Annotated in this window: 17 protein-coding genes; 7 read left to right on the forward strand and 10 right to left on the reverse strand. The window is 71.9% G+C overall.

The annotated features are described in order from the left end of the window. Positions 1–298: 298 nt before the first annotated feature. Complete coding sequence (rsmI, locus tag ACIRG6_RS19925) at positions 299–1147, reverse strand: 16S rRNA (cytidine(1402)-2'-O)-methyltransferase (RefSeq protein WP_225636460.1); 849 nt, start codon at positions 1145–1147, stop codon at positions 299–301. 96 nt (positions 1148–1243) lie between these two features. Between rsmI and ACIRG6_RS19930 the strand changes: the two genes are divergently transcribed. The 3 genes from ACIRG6_RS19930 to ACIRG6_RS19940 all read left to right on the forward strand — a co-directional run bounded on the left by ACIRG6_RS19930 (position 1244) and on the right by ACIRG6_RS19940 (position 6635). After that, a complete protein-coding gene (locus ACIRG6_RS19930; RefSeq protein ID WP_364673632.1) occupies positions 1244–2989 on the forward strand; it encodes a dolichyl-phosphate-mannose--protein mannosyltransferase in 1746 nt (581 codons plus the stop codon). A 138-nt stretch (positions 2990–3127) separates the two neighbouring features. Then, positions 3128–4765: a penicillin-binding transpeptidase domain-containing protein gene (locus ACIRG6_RS19935; protein WP_364673635.1), complete on the forward strand. Its 1638-nt coding sequence runs from the start codon at positions 3128–3130 to the stop codon at positions 4763–4765. Positions 4766–4871: 106 nt separating this feature from the next. Then, positions 4872–6635, forward strand: coding sequence for a penicillin-binding transpeptidase domain-containing protein (locus ACIRG6_RS19940; protein WP_403323816.1), 1764 nt, complete (start codon positions 4872–4874; stop codon positions 6633–6635). Positions 6636–6696: 61 nt separating this feature from the next. On the opposite strand, the gene ACIRG6_RS19945 is transcribed toward ACIRG6_RS19940, so the two are convergent. Then, positions 6697–7074 carry an SsgA family sporulation/cell division regulator gene (locus ACIRG6_RS19945; protein WP_364673640.1) on the reverse strand — a complete coding sequence of 126 codons (378 nt, stop codon included), beginning with the start codon at positions 7072–7074 and terminating at the stop codon, positions 6697–6699. 192 nt (positions 7075–7266) lie between these two features. Here ACIRG6_RS19945 and ACIRG6_RS19950 point away from each other — a divergent pair, with 192 nt between their 5' ends. The 4 genes from ACIRG6_RS19950 (at position 7267) to ACIRG6_RS19965 (ending at position 11143) form a co-directional block, all read left to right on the forward strand. Continuing rightward, positions 7267–8349, forward strand: a complete 1083-nt coding sequence (locus ACIRG6_RS19950) for an energy-coupling factor ABC transporter permease (RefSeq protein ID WP_364673642.1) — start codon at positions 7267–7269, stop codon at positions 8347–8349. Position 8350: 1 nt separating this feature from the next. Then, on the forward strand, positions 8351–9112 hold the full coding sequence (gene cbiQ / locus ACIRG6_RS19955) for a cobalt ECF transporter T component CbiQ (protein WP_403323819.1): 762 nt from the start codon (positions 8351–8353) through the stop codon (positions 9110–9112). Next, positions 9100–9858: an energy-coupling factor ABC transporter ATP-binding protein gene (locus ACIRG6_RS19960; RefSeq protein ID WP_225636466.1), complete on the forward strand. Its 759-nt coding sequence runs from the start codon at positions 9100–9102 to the stop codon at positions 9856–9858. Before cbiQ ends, ACIRG6_RS19960 begins: the two co-directional genes overlap by 13 nt. A gap of 100 nt (positions 9859–9958) precedes the next feature. After that, complete coding sequence (locus ACIRG6_RS19965; protein WP_364818535.1) at positions 9959–11143, forward strand: serine hydrolase domain-containing protein; 1185 nt, start codon at positions 9959–9961, stop codon at positions 11141–11143. A gap of 39 nt (positions 11144–11182) precedes the next feature. Here ACIRG6_RS19965 and ACIRG6_RS19970 read toward each other — a convergent pair whose 3' ends face one another. The 8 genes from ACIRG6_RS19970 to ACIRG6_RS20005 form a co-directional block, all read right to left on the reverse strand. Continuing rightward, complete coding sequence (locus ACIRG6_RS19970) at positions 11183–11458, reverse strand: DUF1876 domain-containing protein (RefSeq protein ID WP_239766039.1); 276 nt, start codon at positions 11456–11458, stop codon at positions 11183–11185. Between the two features lie 56 nt (positions 11459–11514). Beyond that, the gene (locus ACIRG6_RS19975; protein ID WP_403323821.1) at positions 11515–12360 is read right to left on the reverse strand and encodes an EamA family transporter; all 846 of its coding nucleotides are present in this window, start codon (positions 12358–12360) and stop codon (positions 11515–11517) included. Next, positions 12357–12860, reverse strand: a complete 504-nt coding sequence (locus ACIRG6_RS19980) for a YbaK/EbsC family protein (RefSeq protein WP_403323824.1) — start codon at positions 12858–12860, stop codon at positions 12357–12359. Before ACIRG6_RS19980 ends, ACIRG6_RS19975 begins: the two co-directional genes overlap by 4 nt. Before the next feature lie 74 nt (positions 12861–12934). Next, entirely contained in the window at positions 12935–13630 is a 696-nt protein-coding gene (locus ACIRG6_RS19985; RefSeq protein ID WP_364673658.1) for a hypothetical protein, read from the reverse strand. Beyond that, entirely contained in the window at positions 13627–15141 is a 1515-nt protein-coding gene (locus tag ACIRG6_RS19990) for a hypothetical protein (protein ID WP_364673659.1), read from the reverse strand. Before ACIRG6_RS19990 ends, ACIRG6_RS19985 begins: the two co-directional genes overlap by 4 nt. Before the next feature lie 8 nt (positions 15142–15149). Next, positions 15150–15614, reverse strand: coding sequence for a hypothetical protein (locus tag ACIRG6_RS19995; protein WP_364673660.1), 465 nt, complete (start codon positions 15612–15614; stop codon positions 15150–15152). A 207-nt stretch (positions 15615–15821) separates the two neighbouring features. Then, positions 15822–18056: an MMPL family transporter gene (locus ACIRG6_RS20000; RefSeq protein ID WP_403323825.1), complete on the reverse strand. Its 2235-nt coding sequence runs from the start codon at positions 18054–18056 to the stop codon at positions 15822–15824. A gap of 124 nt (positions 18057–18180) precedes the next feature. Next, positions 18181–18780 carry a TetR/AcrR family transcriptional regulator gene (locus ACIRG6_RS20005; protein ID WP_364673663.1) on the reverse strand — a complete coding sequence of 200 codons (600 nt, stop codon included), beginning with the start codon at positions 18778–18780 and terminating at the stop codon, positions 18181–18183. Positions 18781–18847: the final 67 nt, after the last annotated feature.

The following is an 18847-nucleotide window of genomic DNA, read 5'->3' on the forward strand; positions in this document are numbered from 1 at the left end:
ACGCCTCGCCCGACAGGAACGCATCAGTCCTGTCGACTGTTGGACCCGTTTTGGACGTTCCTTGCCCAAGCGCCCCCGGCGGGCGGGGCGGGGCTTTGCCTTGCCGACAGCCTGTTTGCCCACCCATGGGGCGCAGGCGCGCATGATGCCCGTCCTGCCCGCGCAGGCGCGCAACGCCTCCTCGTTCCCGCGCGGGCGCGCACGGCCGTCGTCTGCGCGCCGACGCGCATCGTCCCCGTCGCCCCGCGCAGGCGCGGACAGCCCCTCCTCTCCCGCGCGGGTGCCCTCGCGTCCCGTCCTATGCGCCGGCGTGCTTCGCGGCCACCACCGCGTCGAACACCTCCCGCTTGGGCACGCCCGCCTCGGCGGCCACCGCGGCGATCGCCTCCTTGCGCCGCTCCCCGGCCTCCTCGCGCACCCGCACCCGGCGCACCAGTTCCTCGGCGCCGACCTCCTCGGGCCCGGTGTCCGGTGCGCCCTCGACCACGACGGTGATCTCGCCGCGCACCCCTTCGGCGGCCCACGCGGCGAGCTCACCGAGACCGCCGCGCCTGACCTCCTCGTACGTCTTGGTCAGCTCCCGGCAGACGGCGGCCCGCCGGTCGGCGCCGAACACCTCGGCCATCGCCGCGAGGGTGTCGTCGAGGCGGTGCGGGGCCTCGAAGTAGACGAGGGTCCGGCGCTCCCCGGCGACCTCGCGCAGCCGGCCCAGCCGTTCGCCGGCCTTGCGCGGCAGGAAGCCCTCGAAGCAGAACCGGTCGACCGGCAGCCCGGACAGCGCGAGGGCGGTGAGCACGGCGGACGGGCCGGGCACGGCGGTCACCTTGACGTCCCGCTCGACGGCCGCGGCGACCAGCCGGTAGCCCGGGTCGGACACCGAGGGCATGCCGGCGTCGGTCACCAGCAGCACGCGCGCGCCGCCCACCAGCTCCTCGACCAGTTCGGGCGTACGGGCGGACTCGTTGCCCTCGAAGTACGACACGACGCGCCCCTTGGGCGTCACCCCGAGCGCCTGGGTGAGCCGGCGCAGCCGCCGGGTGTCCTCGGCGGCGACGACGTCGGCGCCCGCGAGTTCCGCGGCGAGCCGGGGCGGGGCGTCCTGGACGTCGCCGATGGGGGTGCCCGCCAGTACAAGGGTTCCAGTCACGCCCCCATCCTCCCAGGGGTGCGCGGACGGGGACGCATCCGGACCGGGGAGGGCCGTGCGCGGGACGTGCACAGCACGGTTCCCTACGATGGCGCGGTGACCAGTACCGCGTCCTCCACGGACCTCCGGCAGGACCAGGCACCGCCCGACCAGGGGCCCACCTGGCAGCAGCGGCTGCGCCGCTTCGGCTACACGGCGGGGCTGCCCGCGGGCGATGTCCGCGACCGGCTGGTGCCGCCGTACACGCGGCCCGGCCCGCGGCTGTGGATCTTCCTCGGCCTGTCGAAGACGGCGGCCGACCGGATCGGGCGCTGGTCGGGCTGGGGCGGTCCGCTGCTGGTGACGCTGCTGGCGGGCGTGCTGCGGTTCTGGAACCTGGGCAGCCCGAAGGCGGTGATATTCGACGAGACGTACTACGCCAAGGACGCCTGGGCGCTGATCCACCGCGGTTTCGAGGTCAACTGGGACAAGAACGCCAACGACCTGATCCTGAACTCGGGCGGGCACGTCCCGATCCCGACGGACGCGGCGTACGTCGTGCATCCGCCGGTCGGCAAGTACGTGATCGGGCTGGGCGAGCTGATGTTCGGGTTCGACCCGTTCGGCTGGCGGTTCATGACGGCTCTGCTCGGCACGCTGTCGGTGCTGCTGCTGTGCCGGATCGGACGCCGGCTGTTCCGCTCCACGTTCCTGGGGTGCCTGGCGGGCGCGCTGATGGCGGTGGACGGGCTGGCGTTCGTGATGAGCCGCACCGCGCTGCTGGACAGCGTGCTGATGTTCTTCGTGCTGGCCGCGTTCGGCTGCCTGGTCGTGGACCGCGACAGGGCCCGCGGGAAGCTCGCCGCCGCGCTGCCCGTGGACGCCGACGGCCGGGTCCGCCCGGACGCGCACGTGGCGGAGACGCTGCGGCTCGGGTGGCGGCCCTGGCGGCTGGCGGCCGGGGTGATGCTGGGCCTGGCCGCGGCCACCAAGTGGAACGGCCTGTACGTCATGGCGGCGTTCTGCGTGATGGCCGTGCTCTGGGACGTCGGCTCCCGCCGGGTCGCGGGCGCCCGCCGGCCGTACCTGGCGGTCCTGAAGCACGACCTGGGCTGGGCGTTCCTGTCGACCGTGCCGGTCGCCGTCCTCACCTACATCGTGACCTGGACCGGCTGGATCCTCTCTCCCTCCGACGGCTCCGGCGGCTACTACCGCGACTGGGCGACGGCCGACGGCCGGACGAGCTCCTGGTCGTGGCTCTTCCCGGACTGGTGGCGCAGCCTGTGGCACTACGAGACGCAGGTGTACGAGTTCCACACCCACCTGACGTCTCCGCACACGTACCAGTCCAACCCGTGGAGCTGGATCGTCCTGGGCCGCCCGGTCTCCTACTTCTACGAGTCGCCGGGGGCCGGCACGGACGGCTGCCCGGCCGACGCGGGCGAGAAGTGCGCCCGTGAGGTGCTGGCGATCGGCACGCCGCTGCTGTGGTGGATCGGCTGCTTCGCGCTGCTGTACGTCCTGTGGCGCTGGGCCTTCCGCCGCGACTGGCGCGCGGGTGCCATCGCCTGCGGGCTGGCGGCCGGCTATCTGCCGTGGTTCCTGTACCAGGAGCGCACGATCTTCCTGTTCTACGCCGTCGTCTTCCTGCCCTTCCTGTGCCTGGCGGTGGCGATGCTGCTGGGGGCGATCGTGGGCCGGCCGGGCTGCGGCGACACCCGGCGCGTGGTGGGGGCGACGGGCGCGGGCGTGCTGGTGCTGCTGATCGCCTGGAACTTCATCTACTTCTGGCCCCTGTACACCGGCACGGCGATCCCCATGGAGGAGTGGCGGTCGCGGATGTGGCTCGACACCTGGGTCTGACGCGACCGCGTCTCATTCGGACAACATCCGGAAACAGCCGTACCGCTGGCCGCTCCCGGCACCTAGAGTGCAACCCACAACTACTTCTGAACGCGTTCAAGAAAGCGCGTACAGGGGTCCGACGGGGAGGGGACTGCCATGGGCAGGGGGGTGAAGGTCGCCGTCATAGGCGGCGTGTTCGCCGTGATGGTGGGCGGGGCCGGGTACGGCGCCTACAACGTCGTGTCGGCGCTGGACGGGGGCGGGGGCTCCGGGGCGGCCGGGGCGTCCACGAAGAGCGGGCCGCCGAGCGGCGACGAGGTGAAGGAGACCGCGGACAAGTTCCTCACCGCCTGGGAGAAGGGCGACGCGGCGACGGCGGCCTCGTACACGAACAACGCCGCGGTCGCCGGGACGCTGCTCACCGCCTACGGCGAGGACGCCGGCATCACCGGCGTCGAGATCACGCCCGGCGAGGTGAGCGTGAGCGGCATGACCGTGCCGTTCACCGTGAAGGCGAAGGTCTCCCACGACGGCGAGTCGAAGCCGCTGACGTACCGGAGCGAGCTGACCGTGGTGCGCGGGCAGACCTCCGGGCGGGCACTGGTGGACTGGGACCCGGCCGTCGTCCACCCCCAGCTGAAGGACGGCGACACGCTGGTCACCGAGGAGTCGGCGACCCCGCAGATCCAGGCCAGGGACCGCGACGGCACCGTGCTGACGAAGGAGAAGTACCCCTCGCTCGGCCCGGTCCTCGCCACGCTGCGCGAGAAGTACGGCGACAAGGCCGGCGGCACGCCCGGCGTCGAGCTGGCGATCCGGCACACCATGACCCAGGCCCCGGACACCCCGCTGCTGACGGTGACCGAGGGCAGGCCCGGCACGCTGCGGACGACGCTCAGCGCGAGCGTGCAGGCGGCGGCCGAGCGGGCGGTGGCCAAGTTCGAGGAGTCCTCGGTGGTCGCCGTCAAGCCGAGCACCGGTGAGGTGCTGGCCGTGGCGAACAACCGCGCGGACGGCTTCAACGCCGCCTTCCAGGGCCGGGTCGCCCCCGGTTCCACCATGAAGATCATCACCGCCGCCATGCTCATCGACAACGGCGTGACCTCGATGGACGGCCCGGCGCCCTGCCCCGACACGGCGACCTGGCAGAGCCAGACCTTCAAGAACCTCACCGACATGAAGCCCGACATGAGCGCCACGCTCGCGGACACCTTCATGCGGTCGTGCAACACGGGCTTCATCAAGCTCATCGACGAGGAACCGCTCGACGACTCGTCGCTGACGCGGGAGGCCGAGGAGCGCTTCGGGCTCGGGCGGGACGACTGGCAGACCGGCATCGTCTCCTTCGACGGCAAGGTGCCCGCCGTCAGCGGCCCCGACCGTGCCGCGGGCGCCATCGGCCAGGGCCAGGTCCAGATGAACCCGCTGAACATGGCCTCGGTGACGGCGACCGCCATCACCGGCGAGTTCCGCCAGCCGTACCTGGTCCCGCCGGAGCTGGACGGCCGGCAGCTGGCCACCGCCAAGGGGCTGCCGCAGAGCACCGCCTCCCAGCTCAAGCAGATGATGCGGCTCACCGCGACCCGGGGCACCGCCATGAACGCCATGTCCGGGCTCGGCGGCGAGATCGGCGCCAAGACCGGCTCGGCCGAGGTCGACGGGCAGACCACGTCCAACAGCTGGTTCACCGGCTTCCGCAACGACGTCGCGGCGGCGGCCATGACCGAGCAGGGCGGTCACGGCGGTGACGCGGCCGGTCCGATCGTCGCGGACGTGCTGCGGGCAGGCGGCTGAGCACGCTCCGCCGGGGCGGGACACCCCCTAGGGTGGTCGCCGTCGTGGCAAGGGCGCGGCAGCAGGGACCCGGGATTTCCGGGCAACGCGGAGGAACGGGACGCGAGTGGGCAGCAGAAGGGCCGTCGCCGGGCGACGGAAGACGAGACCGGCCCTGGTCGGTGGAGTGGTCGCCGTGGTGGTGGGCGCGGGAGCCGGCGCGTGGGCGCTGTACGGCGGCGGGGCCGCGGCCGAGGAGACCGGGCGGACGACGTCCGAGGCGGCCGAGGAGAAGGCACCGGCCGGTCCGCTGACGGCGGCCGAGGTCACCACGGCCGCCCAGCGGTTCCTCACGGCCTGGCAGCGGGGCGACGTCGCCGCCGCGGCCGCCGCGACCGACGACGCCGAGGCGGCCACGGCCCTGCTCACCGGCTGGACGAAGGACGCCCACGTCACGGACGCCACGCTCACCCCGGGCACCCCGGCCGGCACCAAGGTCCCGTTCTCCGTCAAGGCGACGGTGGCCTACGGGGGCGGGGCACAGGACGGGACCCAGCAGGACGCGACCCAGCAGGACGCGACCGGGCAGAGCACGTCCCCACAGGCCGCCTCCCCGCAGGGCGAGGCGGTCAGCAAGCCGCTCGCCTACGACAGCGCGCTGACCGTCGTCCGCCGGGCCGGCGACGGCGCGCCGCTCGTCGACTGGCACGCCGCCGTCGTCCACCCCGAGCTGAAGGACGGCGACACGCTGGTCACCGGCGAGGCCGGGACGCCCCCGGTCAAGGCGCTGGACCGCGACGGCGGGGAGATCACCGCCGCGACGTACCCGTCGCTCGGCACCGTCCTGGACGGGCTGCGCGAGAAGTACGGCAAGAAGGCCGGCGGCACGGCGGGCATCGAACTGCGCGTGGTCCGCGGCAAGGAGTCCAAGGCGGCGAAGGCGTCCGACAAGACGCTGCTGGAGCTGAGCGAGGGCACGCCGGGCACCGTGCGGACGACCCTGGACCCCGGCCTCCAGGCCGCCGCCGAGCAGCAGGTGGCGGGCAAGGCGCGGGCGTCGGTCGTGCTGCTGCGCGCCTCGACGGGGGAGATCCTCGCGGTCGCCAACGGCGGCCACGGCTTCAACACCGCCTTCCAGGGCTCCCTCGCCCCCGGCTCCACGATGAAGGTCGTCACCGCCTCGCTGCTCATCGAGAAGGGCCTGGCGTCGGCCGACAAGCAGCACCCGTGCCCGAAGTACTTCAGCTACGGCGGCTGGAAGTTCCAGAACGACGACGAGTTCGAGATCAAGAACGGCACCTTCAAGGCCAGCTTCGCCCGGTCCTGCAACACCGCCTTCATCAGCCAGGCCCCGAAGCTGGACAACGACGACCTGACCGAGCAGGCCCAGCAGGTCTTCGGCCTGTCGAGGAACGACTGGGCGATCGGCGTGCCCAGCTTCGACGGCTCGGTGCCGGTGCAGAGCGCGGCGCCGATGGCCGCCTCCCTCATCGGGCAGGGCGGCGTGCGGATGAACCCGCTGAACATGGCGTCGGTGTCGGCGACCGTGCGCACCGGCACCTTCCACCAGCCGTACCTGGTCGCCCCGTCGGTCGACGGGCGCAGGACGGCCAAGGCATCCCGCACGATGTCCGCGTCGACGCTGGGGCAGCTGCGGGAGCTGATGTCCTACACGGCCACGAGCGGCACGGCGGCCGAGGCGATGGCCGGGGTGAGCGGTCAGGTCGGCGCGAAGACGGGGTCCGCCGAGGTCGACGGCCAGGACAAGCCCAACGGCTGGTTCACCGCGTACCGGGGCGACCTGGCCGCGGCGGGCGTGGTCCAGCAGGGCGGCCACGGCGGCGACACGGCGGGGCCCATCGTGGCGGCGCTGCTGAAGGCGGGCGGCTGAGCGGACGGTTCCGGCGGGCGGCCGGACGGGCGGCGCAGGGGCGGCCGGGCAGACGGGCGGCTCAGTGCGGCACCGGCTCGGCCGCCGCCGCGTAGGTGCGGCGCAGGAACCGGATGAGCGCCCTGGTCTCGAACTGGACGACGGAGCACCCCTGCGGGGAGTGGAACTCGACGACGGCCTGCACCCGCCCGCAGGGCCACACCCGCACCTCCCCGCTCCCGGCGGGCGTCCGCAGTCCCCGCTCCAGCAGGTCCCGGGAGAACCTCCACTCGCGCGCGAGGGGACTGCGGCCCCGGCCGGGCAGCGCCACGCACACCGAACGCGGGTCGTGGTCGGGGTCGTAGCGGAGGACGACCGGTATGGCGCCGCCGTCGTCCTCGTCGGGCAGGTCCGCGTCCGTGAGGATGTGGGCTCGTGCGTACTCTTCGACAACGGACATCGGATCGCCCCTCACGCTCTGTCACCTGTGTGGAAGCTGTGCGCCCACCCCTCCTTAAATGTCCCATACTTCCCGAATGACACACTTTGGGAGCGAGACGCTCTCCGCGCCGCGCGGTCGCCCGTCCCACAGCCGAGATGACGAGCACCTCGCTCTTGCAAGAGGTTCGCAACAAGCCTCTATCATCGACCCGTGCATGTACCTGACGGATTCATCAACGCCCCGACCTCCGCCGTGACCGGAGTCGTCGCCGCCGGCGCCATCGCGGTGAGCCTGCGCGGCGCGCGGCGCGAGCTGGACGAGCGGACGGCGCCCCTCGCGGGCCTGGTCGCGGCGTTCATCTTCGCGGTGCAGATGCTGAACTTCCCCGTCGCCGCGGGAACCAGCGGGCATCTGCTCGGCGGCGCGCTAGCCGCGATACTCGTCGGTCCCTACACCGGGATCCTGTGCGTCTCCGTCGTCCTGCTCATGCAGGGCATCCTCTTCGCGGACGGCGGCCTGACCGCGCTCGGCGTGAACATCACCGACATGGCGATCGTCACGACGGTCGTCGCCTACGCCCTCTTCCGGGGCCTGGTGAAGGTCCTGCCGCGCACCCGCCGCTCGGTCACCGTCGCCTCCTTCGTCGCCGCGCTCGTCTCCGTCCCGGCCGCCGCCCTCGCCTTCACCGTCCTGTACGGGATCGGCGGCACCACCGACGTCTCCATCGGCAAGGTCGCCACCGCGATGATCGGCGTGCACGTCCTGATCGGCATCGGCGAGGCCGCGATCACCGCGCTGACCGTCGGCGCCGTCATCGCCGTACGCCCGGACCTCGTGTACGGCGCGCGCGGCCTCCAGCAGCGGCTGAAGCTGCGGGTGAACGGCGAACTGGTCGACGCCCCCGACGCCGGGCCGGCCCCCGCGCCCGTCGCCGCCCGCTCGCACCGCAAGGTGTGGATCACCGGCCTGGTCGCCTCCCTGGTCCTCGCCGGGTTCGTCAGCTTCTACGCCTCCGCCGACCCGGACGGCCTGGAGAAGGTCGCCGCCGACAAGGGCATCGACAAGAAGGCCGAGGAGCACGCGAGCGCCGACTCCCCGCTCGCCGACTACGGCGTGAAGGACATCACGAACGCCCGCGTCTCCGGCGGTCTCGCGGGCGTCATCGGCGTCGGCGTCACCGTCGTCGCGGGCAGCGCGGTGTTCTGGGCCGTGCGCAGGCGACGCACCGACGACACCTCGCCGAGCGGCACGACGGCCGTCACCACCGGCGGCACCAGCGACACGGGCGTCTGAGATGGGCGCCGGACACGCGCACAGGCTCTACCGGCACGGGCACTCCCCCGTGCACGGTCTGCCGCCGCACACCAAGCTCGCCGCGGCCTTCGCCTTCGTGGTCGTCGTGGTGTCGACCCCGCGCGAGGCGATGTGGGCCTTCGGCCTGTACGCCGTCCTGCTGGCGACGGTGGCCTGCGCGGCCCGCGTCCCGGCCGGATTCCTGCTCAAACGCCTGCTGATCGAGGTGCCGTTCGTCGCGTTCGCGGTGCTCATGCCGTTCGTGGCGGAGGGCGAGCGGGTCGACGTCCTCGGCCTGTCGCTGAGCGTGAGCGGCCTGTGGGGCGCCTGGAACGTCCTGGCCAAGGGCACCCTGGGCGTCGCCGCGTCCGTGCTCCTCGCCTCCACCACCGAGCTGCGCGAACTGCTGCTCGGCCTGCAGCGGCTGAAACTGCCGCCGCTGCTCGTGCAGATCGCGTCCTTCATGATCCGCTACGGCGACGTCATCACCGACGAGATGCGGCGGATGCGGATCGCCCGGGAGTCGCGGGGCTTCGAGGCGAAGGGCGTCCGGCACTGGGGCGTGCTCGCCAAGTCCGCCGGGGCCCTGTTCATCCGCTCCTACGAACGCGGCGAGCGCGTCCACCTGGCCATGGTCAGCCGAGGGTACGCCGGTTCGATGCCGGTCATCGACGAGGTGACCGCGTCCCGGGCGCAGTGGTCGTACGCACTGACCCTCCCGTGTGCGGCGCTCATCGTCTGTCTGCTGGGATGGGTGCTGTGACAGCTTCTCTGGAGGTCTCCGGCCTCGCCTTCGCCTACCCCGACGGGCACCAGGCCCTCTTCGGCGTGGACTTCTCCGTCGCCCGCGGCGAGCGGGTCGCGCTGCTCGGTCCGAACGGCGCCGGCAAGACGACCCTGGTGCTCCACCTCAACGGCATCCTGTCCGGCGGCACCGGCACGGTCACCGTCGCCGGGCTGCCCGTGGACAAGCGGAACATGGCGGAGATCCGGCGCCGGGTCGGCATCGTCTTCCAGGACCCCGACGACCAGCTCTTCATGCCGACGGTGCGCGAGGACGTGGCCTTCGGACCGGCGGCGGCCGGGCTGAAGGGGGCCGAGCTGGAGGCGCGCGTGGACCGGGCGCTCGGCCTGGTCGGCATGGCCGCGTTCAAGGACCGGCCCCCGCACCACCTCTCCTTCGGCCAGCGGCGCCGGGTGGCGGTCGCGACCGTGCTCGCCATGGAGCCGGAGATCCTGGTCCTGGACGAACCGTCCTCCAACCTGGACCCCGCCTCCCGCCGCGAACTCGCCGACATCCTGCGCTCCCTCGACGTCACGGTCCTGATGGTCACCCACGACCTGCCCTACGCCCTGGAGCTGTGCCCCCGCGCCCTGGTCCTCAGCGACGGCGTGATCGCGGCGGACGGCCCGACCGCCGACCTGCTCTCCGACGACGCGCTGATGCGCGCCCACCGCCTGGAACTGCCCTTCGGCTTCGACCCGCGGTCGGTGACGACGGGTACGTGAGGAATCGCAGGCGGACGGTGGCTGTTGCACCCACTGCCGCAGGCGAGGGGCCGGGGCAGGCCGGGATATCGGGAAGGGGCGCAGGGAAGTGGACGCGAGCGTGGACGTGCACGGCACAGTGGCCGGGGGTTTCGAGCCGGTCAGGGACGCGTTCGCACGGAACTTCGCGGCGCTCGGGGACCGGGGCGCGGCGGTCGCCGTCTACCGGGACGGGCGCAAGGTCGTCGACCTGTGGGGCGGCACGCGCGACGTCGACGGCACCGAGCCGTGGCGCCGGGGCACCGCCCAGGTCGTGCGCTCGGCGACGAAGGGCGTCGCCGCCGCCGTACCGCTGCTGCTGCACCAGCGCGGGGAACTGGACCTGGACGCGCCGGTGGGCGAGTACTGGCCCGAGTTCAAGGCGCACGGCAAGGAACGGGTGCTGGTCCGGCACGTGCTGAACCACCGGGCCGGGCTGCCGGTGCTGGACCGTCCGCTCACCCCCGAGGAGGCCCTCGACCCGCTGCGGGGCCCCGAGGCCGTCGCCGCCCAGGCACCCGTCTGGGAGCCGGGCACCGACCACGGCTACCACGCGCTGACCTACGGCTGGCTGCTCGACGAGCTGGTGCGCAGGGTGACGGGCGGGCGCAGCACCGGCGAGTGGATCGCCGACGAGATCGCCGGCCCGCTGGGCCTGGACCTGTGGCTCGGCCTGCCCGCCGAGGAGGAGAGCGCGGGCCGCGTCGGCCGGGTGGGCCGCGTCGAGGATCCCGAGCCCTCCGGCGGGCTGCGCCTGCGCCCCAAGCGCTCCGTCACCGAGGCGTACGAGGACCCGGACTCCCTCACCCGCCGCGCCTTCGCCGCGATCACGCCGTTCCCGGACCAGAACGACCCGGCGTACCGGGCGTCGGCCCTCCCGGCGACCAACGGCATCGCGACGGCCGACGCCCTGGCCCGTTTCTACGCGGCGCTGACCGGCGAGGTCGACGGCGTGACGCGGCGCGTCCGGCTGTTCGACCCGGCGACCACGGAACGCGCCCGCACCGAGGAGTCGGCGGGCCCGGACCGGGTGCTGGTCGTGGGCACCCGCTTCGGCCTCGGCTACATGCTGCACGGCAGCGCGTCCCCGTTCCTGTCCCCCGGCTCCTTCGGCCATCCCGGCCGCGGCGGCGCCCTCGGCTTCGCCGACCCTCGGACCGGGATCTCCTTCGGCTACGTCACCAACGGCTTCCGCAGGACCGTGACGGCCGACCCGCGGGCGCAGGCCCTGGTGCGGGCGGTGCGGGCGTCGCTCGACGCGGGCTGAGACCCGGCGGGGGACGGAGCCGCCCGCCGGGGTACCGGCTCAGACGTGGATCGGGTGGGAGATCCGCCCCGACGCGTCGTCGATCTCGCTGTGCGCCTTGGTGAGCAACTGCATCGCGAGTTCGTTCAGCGCCCGCGCACCGGCGACCTCCTCCCCGACCCGGGGCTGCTGGGAGTCCACCCGGTGACGGCTGGCGTGGCCGTGCGCCCGCACCTCCGTGCCGTCGGGCAGCCGCACCATCGCGACCGCGCGCGTGTGCTGGTCGTCCTCCATGAACTCCAGCTCGACATGCCATCCCACAGCGGTGTGCATCATGACGATCACCTCCGGAACACCTCCTTCCAGGGTGCTCCTCGTCGTCGCCGCCCGCACTATCCGATGTGCAGCATCAGCCCGATCCCGACGACCAGGAGCCCAGCCGCCGCGATCCGTGGCGCGCCGAACCGCTCCTTGAAGAAGAGGGCGCCGATCGCCGCGCCGACCAGGATCGAGGACTCGCGCAGCGCGGCGACCGGCGCGAGTTCGGCACGGGTCTGCGCCCACAGCACCAGGGCGTAGGCGAGCACGGACAAGGCCGCGCCGAGCAGTCCGAGACCGGCGTACGGGCGCAGCAGGGCCAAGGCACCGGCGCGGTGGCGGTACAGGAAGTACGCCGGGAGGACGGCCCCCTGCACCGCCATCAGCCAGGCGACGTACCCGAGGGAGGACCCGGAGGCGCGGACGCCCAGCCCGTCCATGACGGTGTACGCCGCGATGGTCACCCCGGTCGCGAGGGCCGCGCCGATCCCCGCCCAGTCCGGCCGGCGTCCGCGCAGCCCCCACAGGGCGACGCCGGTCAGTCCGGCGCAGGCCAGCACGATGCCCGCGGTCGCCCATCCGTCGGGCACCTCGTGCGCGAAGACGGCGGCCAGCACGGTGACCAGCAGGGGCGCGCTGCCCCGGGCGATCGGGTAGGCCTGCCCGAAGTCGCCCAGCCGGAAGGAGCGCATCAGCAGGGCGTAGTAGGCGATGTGGATCGCGGCGGACGCGAGGAGATACGGCCACGCGCAGGCCGCCGGGAGCGCCGTGAACGGCACCAGCGCGAGCCCGATGAGCATCCCGCCGCCCGAGATCAGGGCGAAGCCGGTGAGCTTGTCGGTGATCCGGTGGGCGATGGCGTTCCAGCCGGCGTGCGTGACCGCGGCGAGCAGGACCGCGGCCGTGACCAGAGGGGTCACACGGAGGGCTCGCGCACGTCCACGAGGGCGGCCCCCGCGGTGGCGACGAGATCCTTGGGGGCCATGGGGAAGACGGCGTACGGGGTGCCCGCGGCGGCCCACACGGTGTCGTGCGCGAGCAGGGACCGGTCGGCGAGCACCCGGGTCCTGCTGCGGTGCCCGAAGGGCGGCACGCCGCCGATGGCGTACCCGGTGGTCTCCCGCACGACGTCGGCCTTGGCCCGCGTGACCTTATCGGCGCCGAGTTCCTCGCGGACCCGGTCCACGTCGACGCGGGAGGCCCCGTCCATGAGGACCAGCACGGGCACCCCGTCCGCGGCGAAGATCAGCGACTTGCAGATCTGGCTCAGCTCGCACCCGATCGCGGCGGCGGCCTCGGCAGCGGTCCGCGTGGCCTCCGGAAACCGCCGGACCTGCCCGACGAGATCATCGAGCCCGAGCTCCCGCAGGGCATCGGCGAAACGGGGGTGGGCGTCGGGGGTGCCATGGGTCGTCGTCATGACCGGCACCGTAGCGGTGGATGTAGGGCGCAGGCGACCTTGCGGGGACTGTGGGAGGGGGTGGGGCCGATGGGTCAGTTCTCCGGGGCCGACGGGGACGGGGTGGCCGGCAGCGGGCTGATGCCCGGCTCGAAGTGGGCGCGGAGATAGATCCGGGTGCGCCCGGGCGCGTAGTCGTGCGCGTACAGGCTGACGCAGCGCTTGTCGGACAGGCCGTAGGCATTGGAGACGTCGGAGCCACCGGACTCCCCGGTGGTCTCGGCGGAGCCGGGGCAGACGTCGCCGTAACGCATGCCGTCCTCGAACGTCTCGGGCTCCGGGAGCCCGAGGTGGGCGAAGTCGTGGGAGGTGCCATCGGCCTGTGCGGAGGTCGGTTCGAGCCACTTGCCCTCTGGGGGGTGTTCCGCCAGGTAGGCATCCGCCTCCGACCTGGTCAGGGTGAAGCTGAGAAGGCCCGTGTCGAAGCGGGAGGTGACCTGGTACGCGGCTTGCGTGGATCGGGCCGTGGTCGGAATGCCGAGGCCCATCCGCTCGCTCATCCACTTCGGCGTGATCCCCTCGGCCCACCGCACGTCCGCCGCCTGTTCCGTTACGCGGTCACCGGCACCGTCCGAGCCGTCGAGGAGCCATCCGGCCGCGGCCACGGCGCCTGAGAGGACCAGCACACCGGCGGTCACGCCGGCGACGAGCCATCGAAGGCGGCGGCCACCGCCGCCCTCGGCCTCGTTTCTGCCCTGATCGGGGGCCCGATAGGGATTCGTGTCGTTCATCGGCCGCCCGCCCTTCCCACCGGCATCCCGGTCGCTCGGTCCTGTTGTTGCTCCCGACCGGGGTTCAATCGCCCGTCCCTGCTCTCGCCAGGGCCCGGTAGTGAATCGCCTGTGGGCCCCGAGGATCCGAGGTCGTAGTGCCTGACGCTGCTGCTGCCCGACATGTCGAACTCCTGGGCGAGGCCCACCCGGTGCAGCTTGGCCATCTGTCCGTCCGGAACGCTCAGCGGACCGATGTCGACGCCCTTGCCCTGGTCCCAGTTGTAGCGGTCCCAGACGTTCACCTGGTAGTCGATGCCGACCCTCGGGTTGCCGTTCGCGTCCGGAACGGCCGTCACCACACCGGTGAGGTTGGTGTTGGCGCCGCCCACCGCGTAGAACCAGTTGGGGTCGTCCTCCGGGGAGAAGTAGAAACCCTTGGACCGCTTGGCCTCGACCGGGAAGGCGACCGCCTTCCCGCCGTTCTTCCTGAACTCCTCCAGGGCCTGCTTGCGCCAGTCGTCCTGGTTCATCAGGACTATGCCGTCGGTGTATGTCTTGAAGGCGGGGACGTCCGCCATCATCTTGTTCACGGGCAGGTTCATGGGACTGCCGCTGTTGCCCAGGTAGTGGGCCATGTGGCGGGACGCGTCCGTCATGCCCTTCCAGTCCGCGCCCTCCGTCAGCAGTTCCATCTTCTGCTTGGTAACCCACTCGTCGAAGCCCGGAGACTCGGACCCGTGCTTGCCCGAGCCCGCGTCCGGTGCGATCTGCGGCATGGCCGGGCTCAGGATGCCCGCCGCCATCAAGTCGTCCTTCCGGGCCTGCCAGAGCTGTGCCCGTGCCTCGGGACTCAGGGATCCCCACAGGCGCCTCAGTTCGTCACGCTGCTCCGGGCTCGCGTCTCCGGCGAGATCGGCCAGTTCCCTCGCGCGCGGCAACTGCTCCTCGTCGAGGGACGTGTACCTGGCGTGCCCCGCGTTCTGCGGGTCGTTGCCGTGGCTCTTGCGCAGCGCGCGTACGGCCGCCGCATCGACCTCGGCGGCGTGCGTGACGATGTCGGTGAGGGTGTCCGCGTACCACTGCATGCGGTCCTTGGTGCGCTGATCAGGCCCTTCGGCGGTGCACATCGCCTCCGTCACACGGACGGTTCCGCCCGGCCCGTCGAATACGAGAAGGCCGGGGTCCGGCGGTTCATGGCTCGGATCGCCTCTGCGTGCGGCATCGGTCAGGCCCTGTGCCTGCTTCTGGTACCGCGTGAGCTCCGCGTGCGCATCGGTGAGGACGTTGGCGATGCTCTCGGCCTCTGTGTGGAGATCCGTGAACTCTTTGGCCGTCTTCCGCACGAAGTCCCTGGTCACTCCAGCGTTGACGCCCTTCCAGCGGGCACCGTCGGACTTCTTGGTCAGCCCGTCGCGTACGTCTGTCGTGAGATCGACCAGTTCACCGGCCATCTTCCTCCAGTCCGAGGCCGCTGTGCCCAGCTTGGTGAGATCGAGGGCCATGAGGTCCGAGTACGAGAAATCCCCCATGGTGCTTCCTACTTGAAGTATTCGTTCAGCACGGACACCGGCAGCGGTCCGGTGCGGCCACGGATCTCGGCCGCGATCTTGGCGTCCTCCTGCGCGTACAGCTTCTTGCTGTAGTCGAGGTGGTTCGAGATGTGCGCGCAAGCCTGCAGTACGTGCTTCACCTGCGAGGTCCAGATCTCGACGGTCGACTCCAGCTCCGAGCCGAGCCCGAGGCCAGCGCTCTTGAGCAAGGCCGCGGCCTGCATGGTGGACCCGGATCCGCCCTTGTCCGCGCCCGCCCCCGCGATGTCCGCCCTCTTCTTCAGCTCGCCGTGGAGGATGAACGCCTCATGGCCGACCGCCCCCAAGTCGTCCTGAAACACAACGAGATCCTGGTCCCCGGTACCTTCAGAACCGACCTGGTCAATCTGCGTTCGGACCTCATGGCTGTCTCGTACCGCCGTCTTGGCGCTCTCCCACTCGTCCCACACCATGCGCCCTCCCCCGTCCTGCCCGTCACCACCACGGGCTCGGATATGGCTCATCACCGATCGCACGTGCGAATCTATCAACTCCTCTGCTCTGCAAGCCCATTGGTTTGGCCGGCGGGCACCCCGGGCCGATCGGGGGAAAGAAGAGGCCGGTGAGGGCCGCCCCGTCCCCGCGGAGCCCTCACCGGCCGGTCTGCTGGGTGTGGTGTGTCAGGTGCGGGCCGGTACCCGGTCCTCGTCGGGGTCGGTGTGCTTGCGGTCGGCGGCCGTGCGCAGGCCCTCGCCCTCGACGTCCACGTTGGGCAGGGCGCGGTCCAGCCACTTCGGCAGCCACCAGGCCTTCTTGCCGAGCAGGGCGAGGACGGCCGGGACGATGGCCATGCGGACCACGAACGCGTCGAAGAAGACGGCGATCGCCAGGCCGAAGCCGATCATCTTGATCATGGACTCGCTGGAGCCGATGAAGCCCGCGAAGACCGCCATCATGATCACGGCCGCGGCCGTCACCACCCGTGCACCGTGCTTGAAGCCGGTGACGACGGCCTGGTTCGGCTTCTCGCCGTGGACGTACGCCTCCCGCATGCGGGTGACCAGGAAGACCTCGTAGTCCATCGCCAGGCCGAAGACGACGCCCACCATGAAGATCGGCATCATCGACATGACCGGGCCGGTCTCCTCGACGCCCAGCAGGCCGGACAGCCAGCCCCACTGGAAGACCGCGACGACCGCGCCGAGCGCCGCCATGACGGAGAGCAGGAAGCCGAGGGCCGCCTTCAGCGGGACCAGGACCGAGCGGAAGACCACGATCAGGAGGAGGAAGGCCAGGCCGACGACCAGGACCAGGTAGGGCAGCAGCGCGTCGTTGAGCTTCTGGCTGACGTCGATGTTCATCGCCGTCGCACCGGTGACCAGGGTCTCCGCGCCGGTGTCCGCCTTGATGTCGCCGCCCGCGTCACGGATGGCGTGCACCAGGTCCTCGGTCTGCACGGAGGAGGGCTTGGAGTCCGGGATCACGGTGATCGTCGCGGTGTCGCCGGCCTTGTTGGGCGCGGGCGGGGTCACCGCCACGACGCCGTCCAGGCCCTTGATCTCCTCGGAGACGTCGGTGAACGCGTCCTTCGGGGCGTCGGTGCCCTTCGCGTCCACCACGACCATCAGCGGGCCGTTGAAGCCTGCGCCGAAGCCGTCCGACAGCAGGTCGTACGCCCGGCGCTGGGTCGTGGACGTCGGCTGGGAGCCGTCGTCGGGCAGGCCCAGTTCGAGGGAGGTCGCGGGGACCGCGGCAGCGCCGAGGCCGATGACGCCGAGCAGGAGCACGGCGACGGGGCGGCGGACGACGAAGCTCGCCCAGCGGGTGCCCATGTTGGCCTTGGCGGGCTTGCCGGCCTCGCTCTTCCGCGCGGCGCGGGCGCCGCCCAGCAGCTTGCCCTTCTCACCGGCCGGCTTGACCTTGCGGCCCGCGTAGCCGAGCAGCGCGGGGATCATCGTGAGGGCGATCAGGACCGCGATGGCGACCGTGCCGGCCGCCGCGACGCCCATCTTGGTCAGCATCGGGATGTTGACGACCGCGAGGCCCACCAGCGCGATGACCACGGTGAGGCCGGCGAAGACCACGGCGGAGCCCGCCGTGCCGACGGCCCGGCCGGCCGCCTCCTCCCGTTCGCGGCCCTCGGCGAGTTCCGCGCGGTAGCGGGAGACGATGAACAGGGCGTAGTCGATGCCGACCGCGAGGCCGATCATCATCGCCAGGGTGGAGGTGGTGGAGCCCAGGTCCAGCACACTGGCCAGCGCGGTGATCGAGGAGACGCCGATGCCGACGCCGATCAGCGCGGTGAGCAGCGGCAGTCCGGCGGCGATCAGCGAACCGAAGGTGATGACGAGGACGACCGCGGCGATCGCGATGCCGATGATCTCCGTGGCGCCCGACTCCGGGACGGCCTGGAGCGCGTCACCGCCGATCTCGACGGTCAGCCCTGCGTCGCGCGCCTGCTGCGCCGCGTCCTCCAGGGCGTCCTTGGTGGACTCCTCCAGCTCCATGCCGGAGACGTCGTACTTCACCGAGGCGTAGGCGATCGTGCCGTCCTTGCTGACGGCGTTGCCCTGGTAGGGGTCGGCGACGGAGGCGACCTCGGAGCCGTCCGACAGCTCGTGGACGGTCTTCTCGACGGTTGCCTTGTTGCCGGCGTCCGTCATCTTCTCGCCGGCCGGCGCCTTGAAGACGACGCGTGCGGTCGCCCCGTCGGCGCTCTGGCCCGGGAAGCGCTGTTCGAGCAGGTCGAAGGCCTTCTGGGCCTCCGTGCCGGGGATGGAGAAGGAGGAGTTGCCGGCGGGCGGGGCGCTGGCCGCGCCGACACCGGCGAGTGTCAGCAGCGCCACCCAGATCAGGGCGACGAAATGCCGTCGCCGGAAGGCGAGCCGGCCGAGTTTGTAGAGGAATGTGGCCACGAGGGCGTACTCCCGGTCAGGTCGTGGGGTCTTCAGGGCAGGGGTGATCAGCCCGACGACGTGAGCGGTGACGTCAGGTGGGGCTCATACGGGGGGCTCAGGTGGGGCCTGGCCGAGGGACGTGTCAGGAGGCGTCGACGCCGAGAGCGGGGAGGATCACGGCGTCGATGTAGGAGGTGAGGAAGGCACGGGTCGGCGGCTGGTCGTCGAGCAGCGTGCGGGTGGCGAACCCGCCGACCAGCATGTGCACGAGGAAGTCCAGTGCCGGACAGTCCGGTCTGACCTCGCCCCGGTCGACCGCGCGTTGCAGCAGCCGCCGGAACTCCGCCATCTCCGGTTCGATGAGCTGTTCCCGGAACGCCAGGCGCAGGTCCGGATTCTGGTGCAGCGCCATGGCCACGCCCCGCATCAGCGCGGAGTTCTGCTCCATGGTGCAGTCGTCCTCGCGGGACATGAGGGCGTGCAGGTCACCGCGGAGGCTGCCGGTGTCGACCTCGCCGATCTCGCCGGGCTTGCCGTGCCGGATGGCCTTGACGACCAGCTCGGGCTTGCCGCCCCACTGGCGGTAGAGCGTCGCCTTGCTGGACCGGGTGCGGGCGGCCACGGCGTCCATGGTGAGGGCGTCGTAGCCGACTTCCCGGAGCAGGTCGAGCACGGCGCCGTACAGCTCGGCCTCGCGCTCGGGAGTGATCCGACTGCGGCGCGCGGTCGCGGCCTCGGTCATCTCGCTCTCCCCCTCTCCGTTCTCTTCGCTCAGAACGACACCGTTTCGTACACACCTAATCTACACC

Source organism: Streptomyces flaveolus, assembly GCF_044765825.1.
Classification (GTDB): Bacteria; Actinomycetota; Actinomycetes; order Streptomycetales; family Streptomycetaceae; genus Streptomyces; species Streptomyces flaveolus.

Bases quoted from the DNA above. Each gene is read 5' to 3' on its own strand.
- ACIRG6_RS19980 (WP_403323824.1), bottom strand. From the start codon at position 12,860: ATGACGACGACCCATGGCACCCCCGACGCCCACCCCCGTTTCGCCGAT.
- ACIRG6_RS19990 (WP_364673659.1), bottom strand. From the start codon at position 15,141: ATGGGGGATTTCTCGTACTCGGACCTCATGGCCCTCGATCTCACCAAG.
- ACIRG6_RS19945 (WP_364673640.1), bottom strand. From the start codon at position 7,074: ATGTCCGTTGTCGAAGAGTACGCACGAGCCCACATCCTCACGGACGCG.
- ACIRG6_RS19995 (WP_364673660.1), bottom strand. From the start codon at position 15,614: ATGGTGTGGGACGAGTGGGAGAGCGCCAAGACGGCGGTACGAGACAGC.
- ACIRG6_RS19960 (WP_225636466.1), top strand. From the start codon at position 9,100: ATGGGTGCTGTGACAGCTTCTCTGGAGGTCTCCGGCCTCGCCTTCGCC.
- ACIRG6_RS19935 (WP_364673635.1), top strand. From the start codon at position 3,128: ATGGGCAGGGGGGTGAAGGTCGCCGTCATAGGCGGCGTGTTCGCCGTG.
- cbiQ (WP_403323819.1), top strand. From the start codon at position 8,351: ATGGGCGCCGGACACGCGCACAGGCTCTACCGGCACGGGCACTCCCCC.
- ACIRG6_RS19985 (WP_364673658.1), bottom strand. From the start codon at position 13,630: ATGAACGACACGAATCCCTATCGGGCCCCCGATCAGGGCAGAAACGAG.
- ACIRG6_RS19970 (WP_239766039.1), bottom strand. From the start codon at position 11,458: ATGATGCACACCGCTGTGGGATGGCATGTCGAGCTGGAGTTCATGGAG.
- ACIRG6_RS20005 (WP_364673663.1), bottom strand. From the start codon at position 18,780: ATGACCGAGGCCGCGACCGCGCGCCGCAGTCGGATCACTCCCGAGCGC.